Source organism: Acinetobacter sp. CAU_H_56 (genome assembly GCF_058599425.1).
Window position 1 is genome coordinate 2,611,538 of record NZ_CM178654.1, and the last position, 23,419, is coordinate 2,634,956.

General features: G+C 42.8%; 18 protein-coding genes and 1 pseudogene. 13 read left to right on the plus strand and 6 right to left on the minus strand.

What is annotated here, in order from left to right; genetic code table 11:
- Nucleotides 1-150: 150 nt before the first annotated feature.
- From clpX to tig, 3 genes are all read right to left on the minus strand, one after another.
- Nucleotides 151-1,461 carry an ATP-dependent protease ATP-binding subunit ClpX gene (gene clpX, locus AC4MCC_RS12335; protein ID WP_004781987.1) on the minus strand — a complete coding sequence of 437 codons (1,311 nt, stop codon included), beginning with the start codon at nt 1,459-1,461 and terminating at the stop codon, nt 151-153.
- 29 nt (nt 1,462-1,490) lie between these two features.
- Complete coding sequence (clpP, locus tag AC4MCC_RS12340) at nt 1,491-2,096, minus strand: ATP-dependent Clp endopeptidase proteolytic subunit ClpP (protein WP_004781985.1); 606 nt, start codon at nt 2,094-2,096, stop codon at nt 1,491-1,493.
- Nucleotides 2,097-2,286: 190 nt separating this feature from the next.
- A complete protein-coding gene (tig, locus tag AC4MCC_RS12345; protein ID WP_005232218.1) occupies nt 2,287-3,618 on the minus strand; it encodes a trigger factor in 1,332 nt (443 codons plus the stop codon).
- A 502-nt stretch (nt 3,619-4,120) separates the two neighbouring features.
- On the opposite strand from tig, the gene AC4MCC_RS12350 reads away from it, so the two are divergent.
- The 10 genes and pseudogenes from AC4MCC_RS12350 to rdgB all read left to right on the plus strand — a co-directional run bounded on the left by AC4MCC_RS12350 (nt 4,121) and on the right by rdgB (nt 18,937).
- Nucleotides 4,121-6,415 (plus strand): TonB-dependent receptor, encoded by a 2,295-nt coding sequence (locus tag AC4MCC_RS12350; RefSeq protein ID WP_491876197.1) that lies wholly within the window; start codon nt 4,121-4,123, stop codon nt 6,413-6,415.
- Between the two features lie 412 nt (nt 6,416-6,827).
- Nucleotides 6,828-9,083: a catecholate siderophore receptor Fiu gene (locus tag AC4MCC_RS12355; protein ID WP_491876198.1), complete on the plus strand. Its 2,256-nt coding sequence runs from the start codon at nt 6,828-6,830 to the stop codon at nt 9,081-9,083.
- Nucleotides 9,084-9,162: 79 nt separating this feature from the next.
- Nucleotides 9,163-9,846, plus strand: a complete 684-nt coding sequence (locus AC4MCC_RS12360; protein ID WP_346795142.1) for a Fe2+-dependent dioxygenase — start codon at nt 9,163-9,165, stop codon at nt 9,844-9,846.
- Nucleotides 9,846-10,952: an alpha-hydroxy acid oxidase gene (locus AC4MCC_RS12365; protein ID WP_491885382.1), complete on the plus strand. Its 1,107-nt coding sequence runs from the start codon at nt 9,846-9,848 to the stop codon at nt 10,950-10,952. The genes AC4MCC_RS12360 and AC4MCC_RS12365 overlap by 1 nt, the downstream gene beginning before the upstream one ends.
- A gap of 316 nt (nt 10,953-11,268) precedes the next feature.
- Nucleotides 11,269-13,588 (plus strand): annotated as a pseudogene (locus AC4MCC_RS12370) (TonB-dependent receptor).
- A 467-nt stretch (nt 13,589-14,055) separates the two neighbouring features.
- A complete protein-coding gene (gene leuA, locus AC4MCC_RS12375; RefSeq protein ID WP_491885383.1) occupies nt 14,056-15,753 on the plus strand; it encodes a 2-isopropylmalate synthase in 1,698 nt (565 codons plus the stop codon).
- Between the two features lie 112 nt (nt 15,754-15,865).
- On the plus strand, nt 15,866-17,026 hold the full coding sequence (gene metX / locus AC4MCC_RS12380) for a homoserine O-succinyltransferase MetX (RefSeq protein ID WP_419363664.1): 1,161 nt from the start codon (nt 15,866-15,868) through the stop codon (nt 17,024-17,026).
- On the plus strand, nt 17,026-17,619 hold the full coding sequence (gene metW / locus AC4MCC_RS12385; protein ID WP_004781976.1) for a methionine biosynthesis protein MetW: 594 nt from the start codon (nt 17,026-17,028) through the stop codon (nt 17,617-17,619). Before metX ends, metW begins: the two co-directional genes overlap by 1 nt.
- Nucleotides 17,616-18,206, plus strand: a complete 591-nt coding sequence (locus AC4MCC_RS12390) for a tetratricopeptide repeat protein (RefSeq protein WP_004781974.1) — start codon at nt 17,616-17,618, stop codon at nt 18,204-18,206. The genes metW and AC4MCC_RS12390 overlap by 4 nt, the downstream gene beginning before the upstream one ends.
- Nucleotides 18,207-18,310: 104 nt before the next feature.
- Nucleotides 18,311-18,937 carry an RdgB/HAM1 family non-canonical purine NTP pyrophosphatase gene (rdgB, locus tag AC4MCC_RS12395; protein WP_491885384.1) on the plus strand — a complete coding sequence of 209 codons (627 nt, stop codon included), beginning with the start codon at nt 18,311-18,313 and terminating at the stop codon, nt 18,935-18,937.
- Nucleotides 18,938-19,100: 163 nt separating this feature from the next.
- On the opposite strand, the gene AC4MCC_RS12400 is transcribed toward rdgB, so the two are convergent.
- Both AC4MCC_RS12400 and AC4MCC_RS12405 read right to left on the minus strand, forming a co-directional pair.
- Entirely contained in the window at nt 19,101-19,982 is an 882-nt protein-coding gene (locus AC4MCC_RS12400) for an AEC family transporter (protein ID WP_491885385.1), read from the minus strand.
- 113 nt (nt 19,983-20,095) lie between these two features.
- The gene (locus AC4MCC_RS12405) at nt 20,096-20,878 is read right to left on the minus strand and encodes an NRDE family protein (RefSeq protein WP_491885386.1); all 783 of its coding nucleotides are present in this window, start codon (nt 20,876-20,878) and stop codon (nt 20,096-20,098) included.
- A 93-nt stretch (nt 20,879-20,971) separates the two neighbouring features.
- Here AC4MCC_RS12405 and lgt point away from each other — a divergent pair, with 93 nt between their 5' ends.
- The 3 genes from lgt to AC4MCC_RS12420 all read left to right on the plus strand — a co-directional run bounded on the left by lgt (nt 20,972) and on the right by AC4MCC_RS12420 (nt 22,645).
- On the plus strand, nt 20,972-21,784 hold the full coding sequence (lgt, locus tag AC4MCC_RS12410) for a prolipoprotein diacylglyceryl transferase (RefSeq protein WP_180033533.1): 813 nt from the start codon (nt 20,972-20,974) through the stop codon (nt 21,782-21,784).
- 89 nt (nt 21,785-21,873) lie between these two features.
- Nucleotides 21,874-22,266, plus strand: a complete 393-nt coding sequence (locus AC4MCC_RS12415; RefSeq protein ID WP_159123610.1) for a hypothetical protein — start codon at nt 21,874-21,876, stop codon at nt 22,264-22,266.
- Nucleotides 22,259-22,645, plus strand: a complete 387-nt coding sequence (locus AC4MCC_RS12420; RefSeq protein WP_491885387.1) for a hypothetical protein — start codon at nt 22,259-22,261, stop codon at nt 22,643-22,645. Before AC4MCC_RS12415 ends, AC4MCC_RS12420 begins: the two co-directional genes overlap by 8 nt.
- 49 nt (nt 22,646-22,694) lie before the next feature.
- Here AC4MCC_RS12420 and AC4MCC_RS12425 read toward each other — a convergent pair whose 3' ends face one another.
- A complete protein-coding gene (locus AC4MCC_RS12425) occupies nt 22,695-23,240 on the minus strand; it encodes a CHAP domain-containing protein (RefSeq protein WP_419363677.1) in 546 nt (181 codons plus the stop codon).
- Nucleotides 23,241-23,419 lie beyond the last annotated feature (179 nt).

Sequence of the window (23,419 nt, forward strand, 5' to 3'; positions counted from 1 at the left end):
TCTTTATTCTTGTATGCAAGTGCTTTGCGATATATTTTTATAGCTTTCGGCGTCCACGCCTAGATGTTGAGATTAGCATCTGCTTTTATCTTTTGGAAATAAAAAACGTGCGAAAACACGGGGTTTTCGCACGTTTCTGACGAATAGCAATCAAGCAGATTTGCTATTCACCACCTTTAAATCAACTTTTGCCGCTGTTTCTGGCTCGTCATGTGGTTGACGTTCAGCACGAAATTCTGGTGCAGCTTCGCCATTAATGACCGCTTCATTCACCACCACGGTGCCTACATCGCTACGACTCGGCAGGTCATACATGGTTTCTAGCAATGAATTTTCCAGAATCGAACGCAGGCCACGCGCACCAGTATTACGTTCCAGTGCTTTTTTCGCAACCGCACGTAGTGCTGAATCTTCAAAGACCAAGTCCACATTTTCCATCTCAAACAAGTGTTTATATTGACGGGTTAATGCATTCTTTGGCTCAGTCAGAATCTGCATTAAAGCTTCTTCATCCAGCTCATCCAGAGTCGCAATCACTGGTAAACGACCAATGAATTCTGGAATCAGACCAAATTTCACCAAGTCAGTCGCTTCAACCTGACGGAACAATTCAGACAGCTTTTTGCTTTCGTCTTTATTACGGACTTCTGCAGTAAAGCCAATACCACCTTTCTCCTGACGCTGCTGTACGATTTTCTCAAGACCTGAGAATGCACCGCCACAGATGAACAGGATATTCGAGGTATCAATCTGAATGAATTCCTGCTGCGGATGCTTACGGCCACCTTGTGGTGGAATTGAAGCAACCGTACCTTCGATCATTTTCAGCAAGGCTTGCTGTACGCCTTCACCTGATACATCACGGGTAATCGATGGGTTTTCAGATTTACGGGTAATCTTGTCGATTTCATCGATATAGATAATGCCCTTTTGCGCTTTTTCGACATCGTAATCAGCTTTTTGCAAAAGCTTTTGTACAATGTTTTCAACATCTTCACCCACATAACCAGCTTCAGTCAGGGTTGTTGCATCTGCCATGGCAAATGGAACGTCCAGAAGACGGGCAAGGGTTTGTGCCAGCAAGGTTTTACCTGAACCCGTCGGACCGACCAGCAGGATATTACTTTTGGCAATTTCAACGGAATCATCTGCTTTCTTACCATTGGTCTGTACTTTCAGACGTTTGTAATGGTTGTATACGGCCACAGATAATGTCTTTTTCGCTACGTCCTGACCAATCACATATTGATCGAGCGCCGCACGGATTTCATGCGGTTTCGGTAAAGGACGGTTCGCCCAGTCATTGGTTTCGACCTGTTGACTGGTTTGAACCAAATCTAAGCATACGTCCACACATTCATTACAAATGTATGCGTCCTCGCCTGCAATCAGCTTTCCGACTTCAGACTGCGTTTTACCGCAAAATGAACAATGCTTTTGTCCTTGAGGATGTTCGGACATATTTACTCCAATATCTCAATCTCTAAAACTTATGGACGTTTCGTTAGAACTTCATCCACAAGACCGTATTCTTTCGCTTGCTGAGCAGTCATGAAGTTGTCACGGTCTGTATCGCGTGCCACTTTTTCATAGTCCTGACCGCTATGTTCAGCCATTAAACGGTTTAAACGTTCTTTAATGAACAGAATTTCACGTGCGTGAATTTCAATATCTGATGCCTGGCCTTTGAAACCACCCAAAGGCTGGTGAATCATGACACGCGCATTTTCAAGGCAATAACGTTTGCCTTTAGTCCCTGCATTGAGCAGGAATGCGCCCATTGATGCTGCCTGACCCATACAGTAAGTCACAACATCCGGTTTAATAAACTGCATGGTATCGTAGATCGCCATGCCAGCAGTCACCGAACCACCCGGTGAGTTGATATATAGATGAATATCTTTATCTGGGTTCTCAGCTTCTAAAAACAACATTTGCGCAACGATCAGGTTGGCCATATTGTCTTCAACTTCACCTGTCAGAAAAATTACCCGCTCACGTAAAAGGCGTGAATAAATATCAAAAGAACGCTCACCACGAGAGGATTGTTCTACCACCATTGGCACTAAAGCGTTTTCAATCGTTGGAACATACATAGGTTTATTTATTCCTAAATTTTTGTGACTTAATCCATAATCACAATATGAGGGATAATCAATGAAATTGCAAAATAATCGCGAATAATTCCATCATATTTTTTGCATTAGTTTTGTGAAAATCAGATATGTCAAGAAATTACTAATATGAAAAAAGGCGCACGAAGCGCCTTTTTATGGAAAGCTTGAATTAGCCTTGTTGACGAGCTTGTTGCTCTTTCAATAAGTCTTCATAGCTTACAGTCGCATCAGTCACTTTAGCAGATGCTAGGATGTGATCAACAACTTGGTCTTCAAGTACAACTGCTTCGATTTGAGCACGTTGTTGCTTGTCGTTTTTGAAGTATTCGATCACTTCGTTTGGATCTTCGTAAGAAGAAGCCATATCTTCGATATAAGCTTCAACGCGCGCTTGATCTACTTCGATTTTCGCATCAGCAAGAATACGGCTTACCAATACGCCAAGTTTAACTGATTTCTCAGCTTGTTCTTTGAACAGGTCATCTGGAAGCATGCTTGAATCAAATGCTTTCGCGCCTTGAGCACCGAACTGTTGAGTGAACTGCTGGATCATTTGTTGACGTTGACGGTCAATTTCTTGAGCAACCATTGCAGATGGAAGTTCAACTTCGTTTGCAGCTACAAGTGCATCGAAAGTTGCGCCTTTAACCTGGTTACGCAGGCCGTTTTTCACTTCACGTTCCATGTTTTTACGAACGTCAGCTTTCAGTTTTTCAACGCCATCTTCTTCAGAAATACCGAAGATTTTCAGGAATTCAGCATCAATTTCTGGAAGTTTTTGTTTTTCAACAAGTTTCACATTGATTTTGAATTGAGCTTGTTTGCCAGCAAGGTTTTCAGCTTGGTAATCTTCAGGGAAAGTAACATCGATCACTTTCTCTTCGCCTTTCTTCATACCGATGATGCCATCTTCGAAGCCAGGGATCATACGACCAGAACCTAAAACAAGTTTAAAGTCTTGCGCAGCGCCGCCTTCAAATTTTTCGCCATCAACAGTACCTTCGAAGTCGAAAGTTACTTGCATGTCTTTTTTAGCCATGCCTTTAGTTTCAGCCCAAGAAGCGCGTTGTTTTTGAAGATTTTCAATCATCTTCTCAACGTCTTTGTCATTTACTTCAGACGCTTTACGTTCAACTTCCAGACCTTCGAATTTCACTTCAACTTCTGGATAAACTTCAACAGTCGCTTCATAAACTAAAGCGTCGTCTTTCATTTCAGTTTTTTCGATGTTTGGCATACCAACAGCGTTGATTTTTTCTTGTTGGATTGCTTCGAAAACTGTGTCACGAATGATGTCGTTGACAACTTCTTGGTAGATACCAGCGCCGTATTCACGACGAACTACGTTTACAGGTACTTTACCTGGACGGAAGCCGTTGATCTTCGCAGTTTTAGCAGTGCGTTTTAAACGAGCTTCAAATTGCTCATTAATACGGCTCGTCGGTACAGAAACATTTAAACGACGGGCAACGCCCGAAACCGCTTCAGAAGTTACTTGCATGGCTTCCTCTATATATTTGGTAATAACAGGTTTATAAAAATGTGCCACATTATATGACAACATTTGCAGATATACAAAACACAATACTTGAATCGTCTTTATTGATGCTGTAATAATCAAATTTATTCAGTCAAATTCATTTTTCTTTGATTAAATATCCCTTCCCTCAAATAAGAGTAGATATATTGATTACTGAAACTGGACAGATCATCTCATTCATCTGCATTTATGGATTTTTATAGTGCTTTTAGTAAACTTTTCTTTATCTTTTCTTCAAAATTTTTAAACTCTAATAATCTCAATAAAAGTAACGATAATAATCTATTAATCAGATCTATTTTAAATACATTAACTTAGAAACATTTTGATACACTATCACATTGTTCAAACCAATTAATACAATCCTTAAAATCGTCATTTCCTATCGGCAAGTAATTCTTAATTTAAATAAGAATTATTATTATTCGCATACATAAATTTTAAGCTTTTTTCGGGTTCCCACATGTCGTTTATCAAATCACGTAAAAAACTCGTTTCATCGGCGATTGCCTCTTCCCTCTCGATTGTAACCGTAAATGCTGTGGCTGATGAAAATGTGGTCAAGCTCGAAACTATTCATCAAGAAGTTAAAGCTGAACAGACACCAAGTTTAAAAGTAGATAATTCCGCAAATAAGAAATTTGTTGCACCTTTACTGGATACACCTAAATCTGTATCAGTCATTTCTAAGCAACTGATTGAAGACACTCAAGTCACTACACTTTCTGATGCTTTACGTACTGTACCTGGTATTACTTTGGGTGCGGGTGAAGGTGGCAACCCGAATGGCGATCGTCCATTTATTCGTGGTTATAACTCTGAAAGCTCAATGTATGTAGATGGAGTTCGTAGCGCGACTTCACAAAACCGTGAAATGTTTGCGGTCGAACAGGTTGAAGTGACCAAAGGCTCTTCTTCTGCAATGGGCGGTGCCGGTACGACTGGCGGTAGCATCAACATGATCTCTAAGGTTGCTAAAGCTGGTGATTCTTTAGAAGGTTCCATTGCACAAGGTACCGATAATTACCAGCGCATCACTTTAGATGGCAACAAAGATTTCGGTAATGGCATTGCAGCGCGTATTGCTGTGATGGGTCATCAAAATGAAAAAGCAGGTCAGAAAGACGGCGCTGAATATAAACGTGTAGGTATTGCACCAAGTATCAGTTTTGGTCTGGATACCCCTACCCGTGGGACTTTAAGCTATTACTACTTAAAATCTGATGATACGCCTGACTCAGGCGTACCTTATTGGAACTCTAAAGATAACACTACAACTGGTAAGCCACTTGATGCTAAACAAGGCATTTACTACGGCTGGAAGGATCGTGATTTCCAGAAACAGGAAAATCAAATCGGCACTTTAAAATTAGAGCACGATTTAACGGATAACCTGACCATTAGTAATACAGCTGTTTATGGTAAATCTAAAAACGATTATATCTGGACACAACCGGATGATTCGAAATCAAATATTGCTAATGGACAAGTAGTTCGTCGTGCGAATACACGTATTACTGATACTGAAACCTTTAGTGATCAACTTTCATTAACTGGTAAATTTAATACAGGCACACTAAAACATAGCTTTAATGTGGGCGCTGAATATTCAAAACAGGAATCTGATAAAGGAAATTATTTACTTACAGATTTGGGCCAAGCACCAAGCTCTACCCTTCCAGCCATTATTAGTGGAAACAAGGCATGTAGTACCTTTACAAGTGCTACTTCAAATAATTGGTGTACAAGTGCCTATAATCCCAATTCAAAAGATCCTTGGTTAGGTTCAATCACTGCTGCACCAAAAGCGAGTACGACCGACACAGAAAGTACTGGTATCTACTTATTAGACAATATTGAATTAAATCCACAGTGGTTATTAGATTTAGGTGTTCGTTGGGATAAATTTGAAACTAAACAAAATATTCACGCTTCAAATACCAGATACGCAAATGACAGTGATTTCTTTAATTACCAAGCGGGCGTAACCTACAAGCCATTAGAAAATGGTTCTATCTATGCAAGTTATGCTACTTCCGCAAATCCGGTTGGGGTAGATGCGGCTGATGGATCAGAAGGACTTTCTGTTCCTGGACGTAATACGACTGAAGCACAAGCTGAGGCTATGAACAACCTTAAACCAGAGGAAGTTCGTACTATGGAACTTGGTACAAAGTGGGATTTATTTAATGATAAATTAAATCTAACCGCTGCCATTTTCCGTACTGAGAAAACCAATACACGCTCTACTGACGTGGATGGTTTCACACGCAATATTGGTGAAACCCGTGTAGATGGTATTGAGCTAGGTGCAAGCGGTAATCTTACTGATAAATGGGCAGTTTCAGCTGGTTATACTTATTTAGATAGCGAAATTGTAGATGCCGGTTTCTATAATGCAGGTACTTCTGACGTTCCTGATTACCAGCCAAGTTTAAATAATGGCAACCAGGTTCAAAACGTAGCTAAAAACTCTGCCACACTTTGGACGACTTACGATCTCACTCCTGCTTTAACAATCGGTGCGGGTGCAGTTGCTATGGATAAAGTTTATGGTAATGCCGATAACACCAAATATGTTCCAGGTTATGTACGTTACGATGCAATGGCGCGTTATAACGTAAATCAAAACGTTGACCTGCAGTTAAATGTAAATAACTTATCTGATGAACGTTATTTCACTAAAGCATACTCATCACATTATGCAACTGAAGCAGAAGGCCGTAACGCAGTTCTTTCTCTGAACTTTAAATACTAAGTTTTAGCTTCTTCCCTCCTCAAAAAATAGCCTCATTCGTGAGGCTATTTTTATTTTCTGAAAGATATAAAACTTTAAATCTAGATTTAGTTCTATTTACACACCTTTTGATAAAAAGCTTTAAATAGAAAATAATTACATTTTTTAATCTTACGTAAAAAACTGAAAAATAAGTTTATTTTGAAATTTTTCTTAATAGAAATCCTAGATTAAAGTTTGAATATTAAACAGTAATTTCATCCATAAATTCATAAGAATGACTTAATTGAATATTGTTAATGATAATTATTATCACTACAATTCGCAAAATTGTTAAAAGCCATAACAATAACTCCATAATTGCTGCTATTTGATGAACTCGAGCATATCAAGGTGGTAAGGGAAATATTATTCACTTCAGGAATTCTGTCACATGGCGCATATCAAAAGCCGGAAACATCATTACAAGACTTCATTGGTCGCACTTGCTGCAACTTTGCCACTGATCACTCATGCAGATAACATCACCAATGAAGGCGTTATTCAGCTTCCAGAAATTACAGTTAAGAATAAAACTGCAAATGAATATAAAGTGGATCAATTGAGTTCCGCTAAATCTAGCCAAGCTTTAGTAGATACGCCTCAAACCGTTTCGATTATCAACAAGAACTTATTAAAAGAACAAGGTGCAACCACCCTGGTTGAAGCCTTGCGCAATACGCCAGGAATTACCTTACAACTTGGTGAGAATGGGAATACCAGTGCTGGCGATGCCTTCCAGATGCGCGGCTTCTCAACTCAAAGCTCCACCTATCTGGATGGCATTCGTGACCTCGGCGCTGTGAGTCGTGATGTGTTTAACCTGGAACAGGTGGAAGTCGTAAAAGGCCCTGCTGGTGCCGAAGGTGGACGTGGTACGGCGTCTGGTTATGTGAATCTGGTCAGCAAATTGCCTCATTTAGAAAACAGTCGTGAAGTCTCTGCCACCTACAATACGGCTGAACATACGCGTCTTGCCACTGACATCAATCAGGCAATCAATGACAGCATTGCTGTCCGTTTAAATGCGATGGGTCAAGATGGCGGTGTAGAAGGCCGCGACTTTATCGAGAATCAAGGCTGGGCTGTTGCCCCTTCTATCGCCTTTGGTCTGGATAGTGATACTCGCCTGTATCTTTATTCCCAGCATATCCGCCAACGTAACATTCCGGATGGCGGTATTCCGACGATTGGCATGAAAGGATTTTGGAATGCAGACCCGCTGATCGCCAGCGCACCTAAAGTAGACCGTGAAAATTATTATGGCCATGCAGATGACCATGAAGATGTTGATGCTGACATGTATACAGCCAAAATCGAAAGTGACTGGGCTGAAAATCTGAAATTTACCAATATTACCCGTTTGGGCAATACCCATATGCAGCGTACTTTGACGGGGATTAATAGCCTTTCAAGAAATGACTCTACCGATCCTCAAGACTGGACAGTAAGCCGTTCACGCCAGGGTGTCGATCAGGAAAATAAAATTCTGGCTAATCAGAGCATGGTGAACTGGAATATCAAAACCGGTTCAGTGGAGCATGATGTGGTCGCTGGTGTAGAACTATTAAAAGAGCAGCAACATTCCAGAACACTGGCTACACAAATGCCAGGGCAGCCTACTAACAGTACGCCACCCGCGAATCTATACCATCCTGATCGTCACCAGAATCTACCTGATCCTATGTATACGGGCGCTTATTCAGATGGTGAAACCCAGACGGCGGCTGCTTATCTTTTTGATACGCTCAAGTTTAGTGAACGTTTTCAACTCAATGGTGGCGTCCGTGTCGATTATTACGATACCAATTACGATGCACTAGGTTACTCAACCGATAGTACGACACTAGCAGTAACTGAAACCAAAACAGATTTAAAAGCCCATGACACTTTATTCAGCTGGAAGCTCGGTGGTTTATATAAGCCAACCGCCTACAGCAGTGTCTATGCATCTTATGCCAAATCCCTGACACCGCCGGGTAGCAGCAACTTTAGCCTTTCAACCACAGGAATAAACAGCTCAGCCGCAGACCCTCAAGAAACTCATCATTATGAAATTGGCACCAAATGGGACCTGCTGGATGACGATCTGGCTTTAAATGCTGCTGCATACTACACCGAAAATGAAAACCAGTTTACCCAAGATCCGATTACTCGCGAGTCTGTTCAGGAAGGTAAAACTACAGTTAAAGGAATCGAATTGAGCGCTGTCGGTAAAATTACCGATGCCTGGAATATTTCAGCAGGTATTGCCCATATGAAAACCGAGCAAAAAGACCAGTTTAGTGTCAATTCCAACACGGGTGTAGTGACCCAGACCAATAGTGTACGCTGGTCACCTGAATGGACCGCTTCTTTATGGACAACCTATAACATTGCCGGTTTAAAACTAGGCTTGGGGGCACGTTATGTGGATGAGCAAAAACGTGTGATTACCGACAGTACTGCAGCAGCGAATATGCCAAGCATTCCAAGCTATGTGGTGTTTGATGCTATGGCCGGTTATACCTTTAATGACCAGACTTCCTTAAACCTGAATGTTTATAATCTGGCAGACAAAGAGTACATCAGCACGCTGAATAATGGAGGTGGTCGTGTGATCTTGGGTCAACCACGTTCAGCAGCTTTAACCTTGAACTATAAATTTTAATTTAGCTTTTATCTCTATCTATCAATATCGTGTATTCTCTTGAATGCACGATATTTTCAATTGCAGGAATGCTTTTAAAATGATGTTACATATCCCGGCAGTATTAAGCAAAGCACAAGTTGCTGAACTGAGACAACAACTGGATCGTTCAGAACACTGGATGAATGGGCAACTCAGTGCCGGGAGTCAGGCACAGAAAATCAAAAAGAATCTGCAGCTGGATTCTTCTTCTGTCCTGTATCAGCAGATTAGCCCTATCATTTTACAGGCGCTTAAAAGTCATCATTTAATTACCTCTGCTGCCCTGCCGAAACATATCCTGCCGCCCCTGTTTAACTGTTATCAGGATTCAGGTACCTATGGCAATCATGTGGATAATGCCATTCATTATTCTCCCCTACTTGGACAGCCCATTCGTACTGATGTGTCACTGACTTTATTTTTATCTGAAATCGATGAATATGAAGGTGGCGAGCTGGTCGTTGAAGACCAGTATGGCTGCCATGAAGTGAAACTGGACGCTGGTGATGTGATTGTTTATCCATCGACCAGCCTGCATCGGGTTGAACCGGTGACTCAAGGTAAACGTATTGCGGCTGTGACCTGGATTCAGAGTATGGTTCGTGAAGATGCCAAACGCAGCATGCTGTTTGATCTGGACATGACGATTATTAAACTACGCCAACAGATTGGCGATACCGAAGAAGTCCTACAACTCACCCATCATTATCACAACCTGATTCGTCAGTGGGGTGATTTATAATGTTACGTGAACCAATGGCGCCATTAACCCAGATCCCGGCCTACCTACAAACCATCGCTGATTATGAGGTCGAAGCAGAAAAACATCTCTCCAGTATGGTCTGGAACTATCTGCAAGGTGGCTCCATGGATGAAGTCAGTGTCCGGGACAACCTGCAGCAGTTTCAGGATATTCAGCTTCTACCGCGTATGCTGAAAGATCTGACTCAAGGCAGCACTGAAATCGAGATGTTCGGACAAAAATTTCCGCATCCAATTTTTCTGGCACCGATTGGACATCAGCAGCAGTTTCATCCTGAAGCAGAAGCCGCGTCTGCCCTCGCAGCAGAAGTGATGGGCAGCAATATGATTCTCAGTACTTTTACTAATACTGATATGCGTGCATTAAAGCAGGACAATCCACGCAAATGGTTTCAGCTGTATTGGCAGGGGGATCGGGAAAAATCTTTAGCATTGGTGAAAATGGCTGAAGCACACAATTATATGGCGCTGGTAATTACCGTGGATTCACCACACACCGGCATCCGCGATCGTGAACGTCGTGCCTTTTTCCATTTACCGGAAGGCATGCAACATCCACATACACCTACCCATATTCCCCTTCCGGAATTAAAGGAAGGTGATCATCCCGTTTTTAATGGACTGATGAAAATTGCCCCGACTTGGGAAGATATTGCCTGGATCGTACAGCAAACCGATTTACCCGTGATTCTAAAAGGAATCGTGCATCCTCAGGATGCCCAGCTGGCCATTCAGCATGGGGTAAAAGGCCTGATCATTTCCAATCATGGCGGTCGCGTGCTGGATACCTGCATTTCTCCTCTCATTGCCTTGCAGCTGATTAAAAAGGTGGTGCCAGCAGATTTTCCTCTGCTCTATGATGGCGGCATCCGCCGTGGATCAGACGTATTCAAGGCCATTGCCTTAGGTGCTTCTGCTATCCTGATTGGCCGGCCTTATATTTATGGTCTGGCGACTGCCGGAGCACTTGGGGTCGCGCATGTGATCAAAATCCTGAAAGAAGAATTTGAAATTACCATGGCCTTAATGGGAACAGCGACCGTGGCAGATATTCAACCGAACTGTCTGTTTAGTAGAATTGATTAATGAGGATTTAATTGAAAATAAAAATGAAAAATCAATGAGTTATATATTCTATATTTAACTCATTGAAGCTTTATTAAAAGCAATTCAACATAGCTTTATATATCAATAGCTATTATCAATAAAAACCAAATAAGATCCATATTTAATCAATCTATATTAAAAACATAGTTTTAATTCTCTCTTCTCACTCTAATTTATCTATTTTTTAAATTGATTAAATTTTGTTCATCGCCAATATCAATGCAAGAAGGATAGCAACGATAACAATAATAATTATTATTTGCGAATCCAAACTTAAAAATAAAAAAGAATGATTATGAGCTATATAAAATCTCGTAAAAAAATAGTTTCTTCAGCCATCGTTTCTTCCCTTTCTTTTGCATCTGCACACGCGATTGCACAGGAAAATGTGGTACAGCTTGAGACCATTCATCAGGAAGTACAAGCTGAACCCGTGCCGGGTCTAAAAGTCGATCAGTCAGCAAATAGCAAGTTTGTTGCTCCACTCCTCGACACGCCAAAATCTGTGGTCGTGATTCCTCAACAACTGATTGAAGACACTCAAGTTACCACTCTGGCTGATGCTTTGCGTACTGTACCGGGGATTACTTTAGGCGCAGGTGAAGGTGGCAATCCGAATGGGGACCGGCCTTTTATCCGGGGTTATAACTCGGAAAGTTCAATGTATGTCGATGGCGTGCGGAATTCAACTTCACAAAACCGGGAAATGTTTGCCATTGAGCAGGTCGAAGTCACCAAAGGTTCTGCTTCTGCCATGGGTGGTGCCGGAACCACGGGTGGCAGCATTAATATGATTTCCAAAGTGGCGAAAAAAGGAGATGCACTGGAAGTGCTCTGTTGCGGGTGGTACAGATATGTATGCCCGTATCACTTTGGATGCTAACAAGGACTTCGGCAATGGTATGGCGGCTCGTGTCGCGGTCATGGGCCATCAAAATGAAAAGGCCGGTCAACATGACGGTGCTGAATATAAACGTGCTGGTATTGCACCCAGCTTCAGTTTCGGCCTGGACAGCGCAACGCGTGGTACTTTCAGTTATTACTATCTAAGAACTGATGATATTCCAGACTCTGGCATTCCCTATAACAATCCATTTGCAGCGACCAATGCCAATGTCGCTTTAAATGGCAATGGGAAACCAATTGATGTGAAAGCAGGTCAATACTATGGCTGGAAAGATCGTGATTTCCAGAAACAGGAAAACCAGATTGGTACTTTAAAATTAGAACATGACCTGAATGACAATCTAACCCTGAGTAATACGGCAGTATTTAACCGTTCCAAAAATGACTATCTTTGGACCAACCCCGATGATTCACGCGGGAACTTCATTTTAAATGACAATGTCTGGGCGCGGGCCAATTCACGTATCGCAGATACCGATACCTTTACTGACCTACTGGCTTTAACCGGTAAATTCGATACTGGTGCTATTCAGCACAGCTTTAACCTAGGTGCAGAATATTCAGATCAGGATACCGAGCGTACCCAATATATTATTAATGGTCTGAATGCTACTGGAAGCTCTTTTGCGGCCTGTGGTACCCCTGCCAATGTGGCCTTAGGCTGGTGTACCTCAGTAGACAATCCAGACCGGGGTGCGTGGACAGGGACTATTAGTACGGACGGTGCGGACCGTTATGATATCGAGACCAAATCAAAGTCGATCTACTTACTGGACAGTATCGAATTGCATCCGCAATGGATTCTAGATCTGGGCATACGTTGGGATGATTATAAAACCCAGCAAACCTTGACTTATGGACGATTCAATAATGCAGTGACAGGTGCTAACAACACGCCGATTACCGCCGTTCCAGGTGACCAGCTCACTGTCGGGAATGAAGAAGACTTTTTTAACTATCAAGCAGGTCTGGTCTTTAAGCCAAGAGAAAATGGCAGTATTTATATCAGTTATGCCACTTCCTCTAATCCGGTCGGTGTCGATGGCGGTGATGGCTCTGAAAGTATTAGCGCAGCTATCGAAAATCTAAAAGCTGAAAAAGTCCGCACCATGGAACTGGGAACTAAATGGGACCTTCTGGAAGATAAACTGAATCTGACGGCCGCCATTTTCCGTACTGAAAAGACCAATACCCGCTCCACCGATGCTGATGGCACCACCCGTAATATTGGTGAGACCCGTGTCGATGGGATTGAGCTGGGTATCAATGGAAATGTTACCGAGAAATGGGCAATTTCCGCAGGCTATACCTATTTGGATAGTGAACTGATTGATGGTGGCTTTGAAAATATTGGAACCACGGCAGAACCGGTTTATGTTCCAAGCACAAACAATGGCAATCAGGTTCAGAACGTAGCAGAAAACAGTGCAACCTTATGGATGACCTATCAGGTATTACCTCAACTAACATTAGGTGCCGGTGCTGTGGCAATGGATAAAGTCTATGGCAATGCCGCCAATACCAAATTTGTTCCCGGTTATGTGCGTTACGATGCCATGGCACGTTATCAGGTGAACCCCAATGTGGATCTGCAGTTAAATATTAATAACCTGTCCGATACGCGTTATTTTACCAAAGCCTATTCTTCCCACTATGCCACTGAAGCAGAAGGCATCAGTGCCGTTTTAGGGCTGCATTTTAAATACTGATCTGAGCAATCTTCATGCTATTAAAGGCTAGTCTGGATCCATCAGGCTAGCCTTTATTTTTTGATATGAAAGATTTCATGTACGCATTGCTTAAGAACTTCCAACAAAGCTATCATATAAAGAAATATTTTAGCCTTATCGCTTAACTACAGGAAAATCCAACTAGATTAAAATAGATCAAAGAAATATTTTTCCAATTAACAACTTTATAAGAAAATCTTTATTGAGATACGACTAAAATCCATAAAAATAGCAAAAACTTTTCTCAATAAGTGGATTAAACTTTAATTATAAGTAAGGTATTTAGTGTATCTGGTATATCTAAGCTATCAATATTCAGAAAATATTTCAGCTCTGACCCAGATTCCGCACTAACTACTCAAGATTATAGACAAAATCTATGCCGCTGACCGAAGCACCGCTTTAACCAAGATATCGGTACTCAAGTTAGCATAAGGAGCTCTCTCATGATGTTGGCTGATCCAAGTAAAAAATACCGTCGCATGTATCAACGTGTGGACTTGCCAGACCGTCAATGGCCGAACAATGAAATCACTAAAGCGCCAATCTGGATGAGTACTGACCTGCGTGATGGTAACCAGGCGATCTTCGAGCCAATGAACATCGAGCAGAAGTTCAAAATGTTCCAGATGTTAGTGAAAATTGGTTTCAAACATATTGAAATCGGCTTCCCGTCTGCATCGCAAATTGATTTCGACTTTACCCGTAAATTGATCGAAGAAGGTCATATTCCGGATGACGTTTACATCGAAGTATTGGTTCAGGCACGTGACCATTTAATCGCACGTACTTTTGAATCTTTACAAGGTGCGAAACGCGCAATCGTGCATATCTACAACTCTAACTCTCCAACCTTCCGTCAAAAAGTCTTGAACGTAGACGTTGAAGGTGCAAAACAGTTAGCGATCAATGCAGCGCAAAAAGTGAAAGAATACGCAGCAAAACAGCCTGAAACTGAATTTGTTTTCCAGTACAGTCCTGAATGTTTCTCTGCTACTGAATTGGAAGTGGCGAAAGACGTTTGCGATGCTGTGACTGAAATCTGGGAAGCTTCGCCAGAAAACAAAGTGATCTTGAACTTGCCAGCCACTGTCGAAGTCTCTACACCAAATGTGTATGCCGACCAGGTTGAATGGATGCACCGTAACATCGAGCGTCGTGACGGCGTGATCATTTCAGTTCACTGTCATAATGACCGTGGCTGTGGGATCGCAGCATCTGAATTGGCAATTATGGCCGGCGCTGACCGTGTTGAAGGTTGTGTATTCGGTAATGGTGAGCGTACCGGTAACGTGGACGTAGCGGCAATTGCCTTGAACATGTATACCCAGGGTGTTGCACCAGACTTGGATTTCTCGAATATCAACGAAATCATTGCTACTGTTGAAGAATGTACTGGCTTGCCTGTACATCCACGTCATCCATATGCGGGTGACTTGGTGTTCACTGCATTCTCTGGTTCACACCAGGATGCGATCAAAAAAGGTTTCGAATTCCAGAAAAACGAAGAAATCTGGGATATGCCGTACTTGCCGATCGATCCAAAAGACTTGGGCCGTGACTATGACGCTGTCATTCGCGTGAACTCACAGTCTGGTAAAGGCGGTATCGCTTACTTGTTAGAATCGAACTACAACGTGACCTTGCCACGTCGTTTACAGATTGAATTCTCGCAAATCGTGCAGCAAAAAACTGATGAAGATGGTACTGAGATTTCAGCACAAGCGATCTGGAGCTTGTTCAAAGAGACATATGTTGCCGCGAAAGATGCCCATTATTCTGCGAAAAACTACAAATTGTCAGATGAAAATGGCAATCAGGTGATTGAGCTGGATATTGAAGTCAATGGTGAAACCCAGCACTTGCGTGGTGAAGGTAACGGTCCGATCTCTGCGATCTTGGATGCCCTACAATTGCCGATTGATGTCTTGAACTATGAAGAACGTAGCATCAGCTCAGGTGCACATGCCAAAGCCTTGGCATTGGTTGAACTTCAAGTAAAAGGTACAGGTAAATCTGCCTTTGGTGCTGGCGTACATGACAACATCGTGACCTCTTCAATTGAAGCGATTATTGCATGTACCAACCGCCTGATCGACCAGGATGTGCTAAGCACTGAACAGGTGATTGCTGCTGCCGTTTAAACCCGGTATTTGAATTAGCAATAATTCATAGCATTAAAAAGACTTTAGAAGGATACCTGCAAATGGTATCCTTTTATTTATTCATACTAAAGATTTAAGGCGAATCATTCCCGTGTCTTTTCCAGCTGACTCAGTGGGCCTTGTTATCCCACAAAAGTTCCAATTCGAACAGCCGTTAGAGCTTGAATGCGGTCGCATCCTCCCACGTTTTGAACTGATGGTAGAAACTTATGGCGAACTGAATGCCGATAAGTCCAATGCCATTTTGATCTGTCATGCCCTGTCTGGCCATCACCATGCAGCCGGTTATCATCATGAAGATGATAAAAAACCAGGTTGGTGGGATGCCTGTATTGGCCCGGGTAAGGCAATCGATACCAATAAATTCTTTGTGGTGGCGCTGAATAATATCGGCGGTTGTAATGGTTCTACTGGTCCTACCTCTCCTAATCCCGAAAATGATAACCGTCCATATGGCCCAGACTTTCCACTGGTCACTGTGCGTGACTGGGTAAAAACTCAGGCGATGCTGTCTGACCGTCTGGGAATTGATGTGTGGTATTCCATCATTGGCGGCTCACTCGGGGGCATGCAGGCCTTGCAATGGTCGGTAGATTATCCGGACCGTCTGCAAAAATGCGTGATTATTGCCAGTGCACCGAAACTGTCTGCACAAAATATTGCCTTTAACGAAGTCGCGCGTCAGTCCATTCTGTCTGATCCAGACTTCCATCATGGCCGTTATCTGGAAAATGACAGCTATCCAAAACGTGGTCTGATTCTGGCGCGTATGGTTGGTCATATTACTTATCTATCTGAAGAAGCCATGAAGCAGAAATTTGGCCGTGATTTAAAATCTGGCAAATTCATGTATGGCTTCGATGTGGAATTCCAGGTGGAAAGTTATTTGCGTTATCAGGGTGAACAGTTTAGTCGTAACTTTGATGCCAACACTTACCTGATCATGACCAAGGCACTGGATTATTTTGATCCTTCACGTGAATATCAGCAGTCACTGGTCAAAGCGATGGCGCAAACCAAATGTAAGTTCCTGGTAGTTTCTTTCACGACTGACTGGCGTTTCTCGCCTTCACGTTCTGTTGAAATCGTGGATGCCCTCATTACCAATCATAAGCCGGTCAGCTACGTGGATATTGATGCTGAACAAGGCCATGACTCCTTCCTGTTCCCGATTCCCCTGTATGTAAAATCCTTGCGCGCCTTCCTGGGCGGTGAAGAACATCTGCGATCAACACCGAAGGAGGCTGTGTAATGCGTATTGACCAACAACTTGCTGAGAAATGGATCAAGCCCGGTTCACGTATCCTCGACCTCGGTTGTGGTGATGGCGAACTGCTGGCCCATATGAGCAAAAAGCACAATATTCGTGCATATGGATTAGAAATTGATCAAGAAAAGATTGCAATTGCGATCAGTCGCGGGTTAAATATCATCCAGCAGGACTTAAACCTCGGTTTAAGCCGTTTTGCTGACCAGTCTTTTGACTATGTGGTGATGGCACAAGCTTTGCAAGCTGTAGATGCACCAGACGTATTATTGCGTGACATGGTGCGTGTAGGGAAACAGGCCATTATTACCTTTCCAAACTTTGCGCACTGGAAGACTCGTTCTTTCTTGGCATTAAAAGGGAAAATGCCGGTTTCGGAAGCCTTACCCTATATGTGGTATAACACCCCGAACATTCACCTATGTACCTTCCGTGACTTTGAAGCATTATGCGCGGAAAACAACATAAAAATTATTAATCGACTCGCTGTAAATGGGAATCAAGAAGATAGTTTGCTCAGCAAACATCTCCCAAATCTGTTTGGTGAAGTCGCAATTTATCGAGTGAGCGCTCTATGAAAAAATTATTATTAAGTACGACGCTACTGGCTGGACTTTTTGGCATGCAGGCCCATGCCGATTACGTTGCACCAACGCCTTCTGTGGCCAGCCAAGCAGCGCAATATTCAGTAATGGACATTCATAGTCTGACTAAAGCAGCTAAAGCGGGTCAGCCTGGTGCACAATTTTATTTAGCAACCAAATATCAATATGGCAAAGACGTCCAGAAAGATGAACGTCAGGCCTTTGCATGGTACAAAGCTGCTGCTGACCAAGGTCTGGCAGTGGCTCAGCTGAATGTTGGCCGTATGCTGGCAGATGGTATTGGTACCAAAAAAGATGAAACACTGGCTCGTCAATACTTTGAAAAAGCAGCCAGCCGCGGTGATAACCGTGCCAGCTTCAATCTGGCCATGATGGAAGAGAAGAAGAAAAACTACATGGGTGCTTACCAGTGGTATGAACTCTCTACCCGCGATGGCATGCTGGACAATAAAGTGATTACTTTATCTGAAGGCAAGAAAACTGCACTGGCAGCCAACTTAACCCAAGAGCAGATCCGTCAGGCACGTGACCGTGCAGACAAATGGATTCAGGCACAATAAGCTAAAATCTTTAAAGAGCACCTTCGGGTGCTTTTTTATGGTCTGAAAACTGTAGCAAGTTGCTACACTATGTATATATGTAATTTGAAAGATGAGTAATTAATATGACTTCAACTGACTGGCTCTCCCAAGGCACTCTGGTACTGGCAAGTAATAACAAAGGCAAGATTGCGGAATTCGAAAAGATGTTTGCTGAGCTTAATCTACCGGTTGAAGTGATTCCTCAAGGTCAGCTGAATATCGAAGATGCGATTGAAGATGGTTTAAGCTTTGTGGAAAATGCCATTATTAAGGCACGTCATGCTTCACGTATTTCGGGTAAACCAGCCATTGCCGATGACTCAGGAATTTGTGTGCCTGTGCTCGGTGGTATGCCAGGAATTTATTCAGCCCGTTTTGCCGGTGAACATGGTAATGATGCAGCCAATAATGAAAAGCTTTTAAACAGACTAAAACCGTTACGCAAAGATGGTGAAGCGATTGAAGGCATGTTTGTGTGTGTACTGGCCTTAGTCCAGCATGCTGAAGATCCACTGCCACAAATTTTCCAGGGCATCTGGAAAGGTGAAATTCTGGAAGCACCACGCGGTGAAAATGGCTTTGGTTATGATCCATTGTTCTGGCTACCAGAATTAGGCATTTCCAGCGCTGAAATGAGCAAAGAAGAAAAAAATAAAATCAGCCATCGTGGTCAGGCGATGAAACTGTTTAAGGCGAGTTTGGAAAAATAAATCTAATTCCTAAAAGAAGTCCTCCCTCCTTTTAGGAGGGAGTTAGAGGGAGGTCATTCCCTCACCCTTGGGGAGAAGAAGCCCCTCCCTTTTTCAAAGGGAGGTTGGGAGGGATTTAAATTTACCTATTATCAAAAATCCCCCTTTATAAAAGGGGGACTTGCTATAAACCCGGCACCACCGTATGCATCACCACCCCATACACCCCAATCAAAATTGCACTGGCAATCGTTCCTGAGGCAATATATTTGGCAGAATAACCCGTCCCCTGATAATGGGTTTCCAGTGCCACAATATTGGCTGCGGGTGGAAGCAGGAAATACATCATCATCACAGCATAGGTCAGGACCTGATGCGGAATCGGCAACAACACATAAGTCCCTGCTGCCAGACCTAGAGCCAGCACAAAACGACCACTAATCAAGATCAAACTGCGTTTTAAATCACTCAGTTGAATCCTGACTTTACTCAGCCACATCCCCAGAATACACATACCGGCAAAAGTCACCAGAAACTTGTTCGCGGCATAGCCCCATTGAATCAGCGGATGCGATTCATAGGCACTAAAATCCCAAAAGGACAGAATCGCTGCAATAGAAAGCGCAATCACTGGCGGGGATTTCAGCATATTTTTAATAATGAATTGGGGAGCCTGTTTTTCAGCACTGACTGCCACCACTGCACTGACATTGCCAAATAAGGAACCGCCAATATAAAGAGCAACAATAGTATTTAAAGCATCCGGACCAAATACAGCTAAGGCAAAAGGAAAGCCAAGCCAGACCCCATTTAAATAACTAAAACATAATGCCCTCAACTTATCTTTGGAGAAAAGAAAGAACAGGCCAAACAGAAACAGCGAGCTAAAGATACTAAAACCGATCAACCAAAGACTGCCCGGCTTATAAAACACCATGTTGTAAATGATAATCAAGGGAATCAAAAGACGCGCCAGCAAGGCCGCCATGAATGGGCGGATCGACTTTAAATAATGGACGCCCCAGAATCCAATCAGAAATGAAATAAGCGGAAGGAGCAGTGCCATAGGAAAGCTGAAAATTGCATAGATAGATGGGCTTTATCCTAGCACACCTATCTACTCTCAGAGTTCACTGTTTAAACTGATCTTTTTATCAAGATCATCATGAATACTATTATTTATACAATGATCTGAATGACTTTTTCTACGATCTGTCCTGCACTATCTCCCTGCTGGGACTTTTCCAGCCATTGCCAATGCTGCTGATGCAATCTTAGAAAATTGGAACAACGTGTGCCGTAGACCGGACTTTGAATAAATGTAGATGATAGGAGTTCTTCCATCTCCTCGTTAATTCCGGTTTTGGGCAATAGTGCCGGAATCACTTTACGCTCATCTTCCAGAATATCCCAGGCAGCATGATATATATCCGCTTGTGGGATGCTGTGCTGTTGAAGCATCGGCAGAAACTCCTGAGTAAAGCGCTTGCGCAAATGCCGGGTCTTTTGCCAGTCTTCGCTCATCAGGCTATTCGAAACCACATATACCCCATGTGCCAGTACTTGGGGTGCCTCACCACGGTTACTCATATAGACCGCCTGCTCTCGATCGCCGATAAACAGGTTAAAGCCCGCATAATCACATTGACGTTTTTCCAACTCTTGAGCAAACCGGATAGGTGTCAGCTCAGATTGCAGGAATTCCTGAATAATATGTCCACGTGAAGTTGGGTAGTTATTCTTGTCATTACCATCCCTGAAATTGGTAATCACTGCCCATCGTCCTGAAGTAGTTATACCCATCCAGGTACCACCAGACTGCAGATCCTGCCCGGCAATAATCGGACTGTTCTCCCATTCATATAATGCCTGGGTTGGACGTTGATAGAACTCATCACGATTTGAAATCAGACATAAAGGCGTTTCATCCAGAACTCGCCAAGCCAGTGCCACAATACACATAATTGATGCTCTCGATCTTTACACATTGAATGTACAACATTTTTCTTCGCTTTCAGCTAAAATCTGTGCAAAACAGAATCACAAGGAACAGGAATGCTCACCTATCCAAACATAGATCCCGTTGCAATTTCGCTCGGGCCTTTACAAGTCCACTGGTATGGACTGATGTATCTCTTGGCTTTTTTATTTGCCTGGGGACTGGCAACTTATCGCGCTAAACAACGCGGCTGGACACCAGATATGGTCTCGGATCTGATTTTCTTTGGGGCTTTGGGTGTGATTATCGGTGGCCGGGTCGGTTACGTTTTATTCTACGGTTTTTCTCAGTTTTTGGAAAATCCACTCTGGCTGTTCCAGATCTGGACCGGTGGCATGAGTTTCCACGGCGGCTTCCTCGGCGTAATTCTAGCGATGTTATGGTGGTGCAAGAAATATAAAATGGCTTGGTTTCAGACGCTGGACTTTATTGCCCCCTGCGTTCCAACAGGTCTGATGTTTGGCCGGATCGGTAACTTTATTGGTGGTGAACTCTATGGCCGTCAAGTGACTGATCCAAATTTTGCCTTGGGCATGATTTTCCCAACCGATCCGCTGCAACTGGTACGTCATCCCTCACAACTGTATCAGGCACTCTGTGAAGGCCTGATTCTGTTTATCGTACTGTGGTGGTTTAGTAGCAAGCCACGTCCACGTATGGCAGTTTCTGCGGTATTCCTGACCGGCTATGGTCTAGCCCGTTTTATCGTCGAGTTCTTCCGTGAACCGGATAATGGTCAGCTATTTATTGGCTGGATGAGTAAAGGACAATTCCTGAGCCTGCCAATGATCCTGGTTGGTCTGTGGATGCTTTGGTATGCCTATCAGAAGAAAGTTTATGACTGGGGTCCACAGAAAAATAACGGATAATTTTCCTAAATATTGCGAGGCATCTGCCTCGCTTTTTTATATTTAAAATATGCTAAAGTGCTTTTTATCTTTTCTGTTCATACATCATCATGCTTGAGTTCTGGTTCAATCCGCAGGTGTCGCTCCTGAAAAAACTGCTGTTCTTTGTTGTGATTGCTGCAATTGCCGTAGGTCTGTACTGGATGGAACCTTTGCCTTTAGATGCCATCCTGATGTTTGCTGGTACTGGAATTATTTTCCTGATTTGTCGTTACTGCAAAATTCATTTCGCAGCAAAAAATCCGACTGGCCTGTTCTATCGTGTCCTGACCTGGATTCCGATTGCCTTATTAATCAGCCTGATTTTTATGAACATGAAACAGGGTGAAATTCTGCTACCGGGCGCTCAGGGAATTGCCTTTATGGCTTTGGCGATCTGCCTGTTTTCGCCTCTGTCTTTGCTTAATCAGAACAAGTCGGATTCAGGTTCCCCACATGCTTGAGTTCTGGTACTCCGAACGCTGCAACCGTCAGCTCAAGCTCATCATTATTATTGCGGTATGTATCGTAATTTACATAGCATCGACTGTAGCGAAACTGGGTCCGATATTTGTTGGAATAAGTCTGGCGATTGGAATGCTGATACACGTCTTGCGTGAATTCAGATTAAAGCTTTCTCCTGAAAATCCTTATGCCGAAGGTTTTCGTGCTTTAACAACAGCTATTCCGATTGTGGCAGTAATTAGCCTGATCGGTTATTTACCTAAAACGGGTGAGATCGGGGAAACTATAGCGCTAGGTCTACAATGCTTGGGTTTTGTGGCGATTGGACTGTTTATCGTGTCGATTTATAATCAACGTGCGAAACGCTTCGAAGATTGAACCATTTCGCGACTTTCATTTTTACGTTCTAAAATTTTCAGCGTCTGATTTAAAGATATGAATCCAGACGGTAATACGTGTATTTCACATCGGAATTACGATAGACCGCATAGCCATTCTGTTTAAAATCAGAAACCCAGGCCGAACCAGAATACGCTGCAATATGACCATACTGATGCTGTGAAGTCCGGTCAATAATATAGATATCACCTTTTTTCGGACGGTCAAAAGACAGGTTGATTTTTCGATAGCCCAATTGCTGCAGAGTATTGCCCCAGTCAGCTGCGGCAACAGGATGATTCACAATTTTTGCGCCTGAAGACTGCAAACCGACACGAATACTGCGTGCACATTTTTGTGTACTGGTACTGCGGGTAATGCCTTGCAGATAGCTGGTGAATTTTTCAATATCGAAACGCTGGCCGTTCATTGCACCGAAAGTCTTGCGAGATTCAGAGTTTTTGCTACGAGCTGACGCAGAGGTATAGCGCTGAGGCTGACGTTTGGAATTTTGTCCCGATTGGGAACGAATTATGACGTTCGCTTGAACAGGAGCATGCACTTCGCTCATATTCACTTGATGATCATAAATCATATTGGACCAAGTACTCCTCGCCTGTAAGTTTGGCTTTCAAATCTTCAACACGCGGTGAATACTAGACGGTTAAATGTTACTTTTCACGTTAAAAATGTAAATATATTTTTCCATATTTATTTAATTTTACTTAACTTGTTATTTCTTTTAGATTTATAAAATTTACAATTTTCACAAAA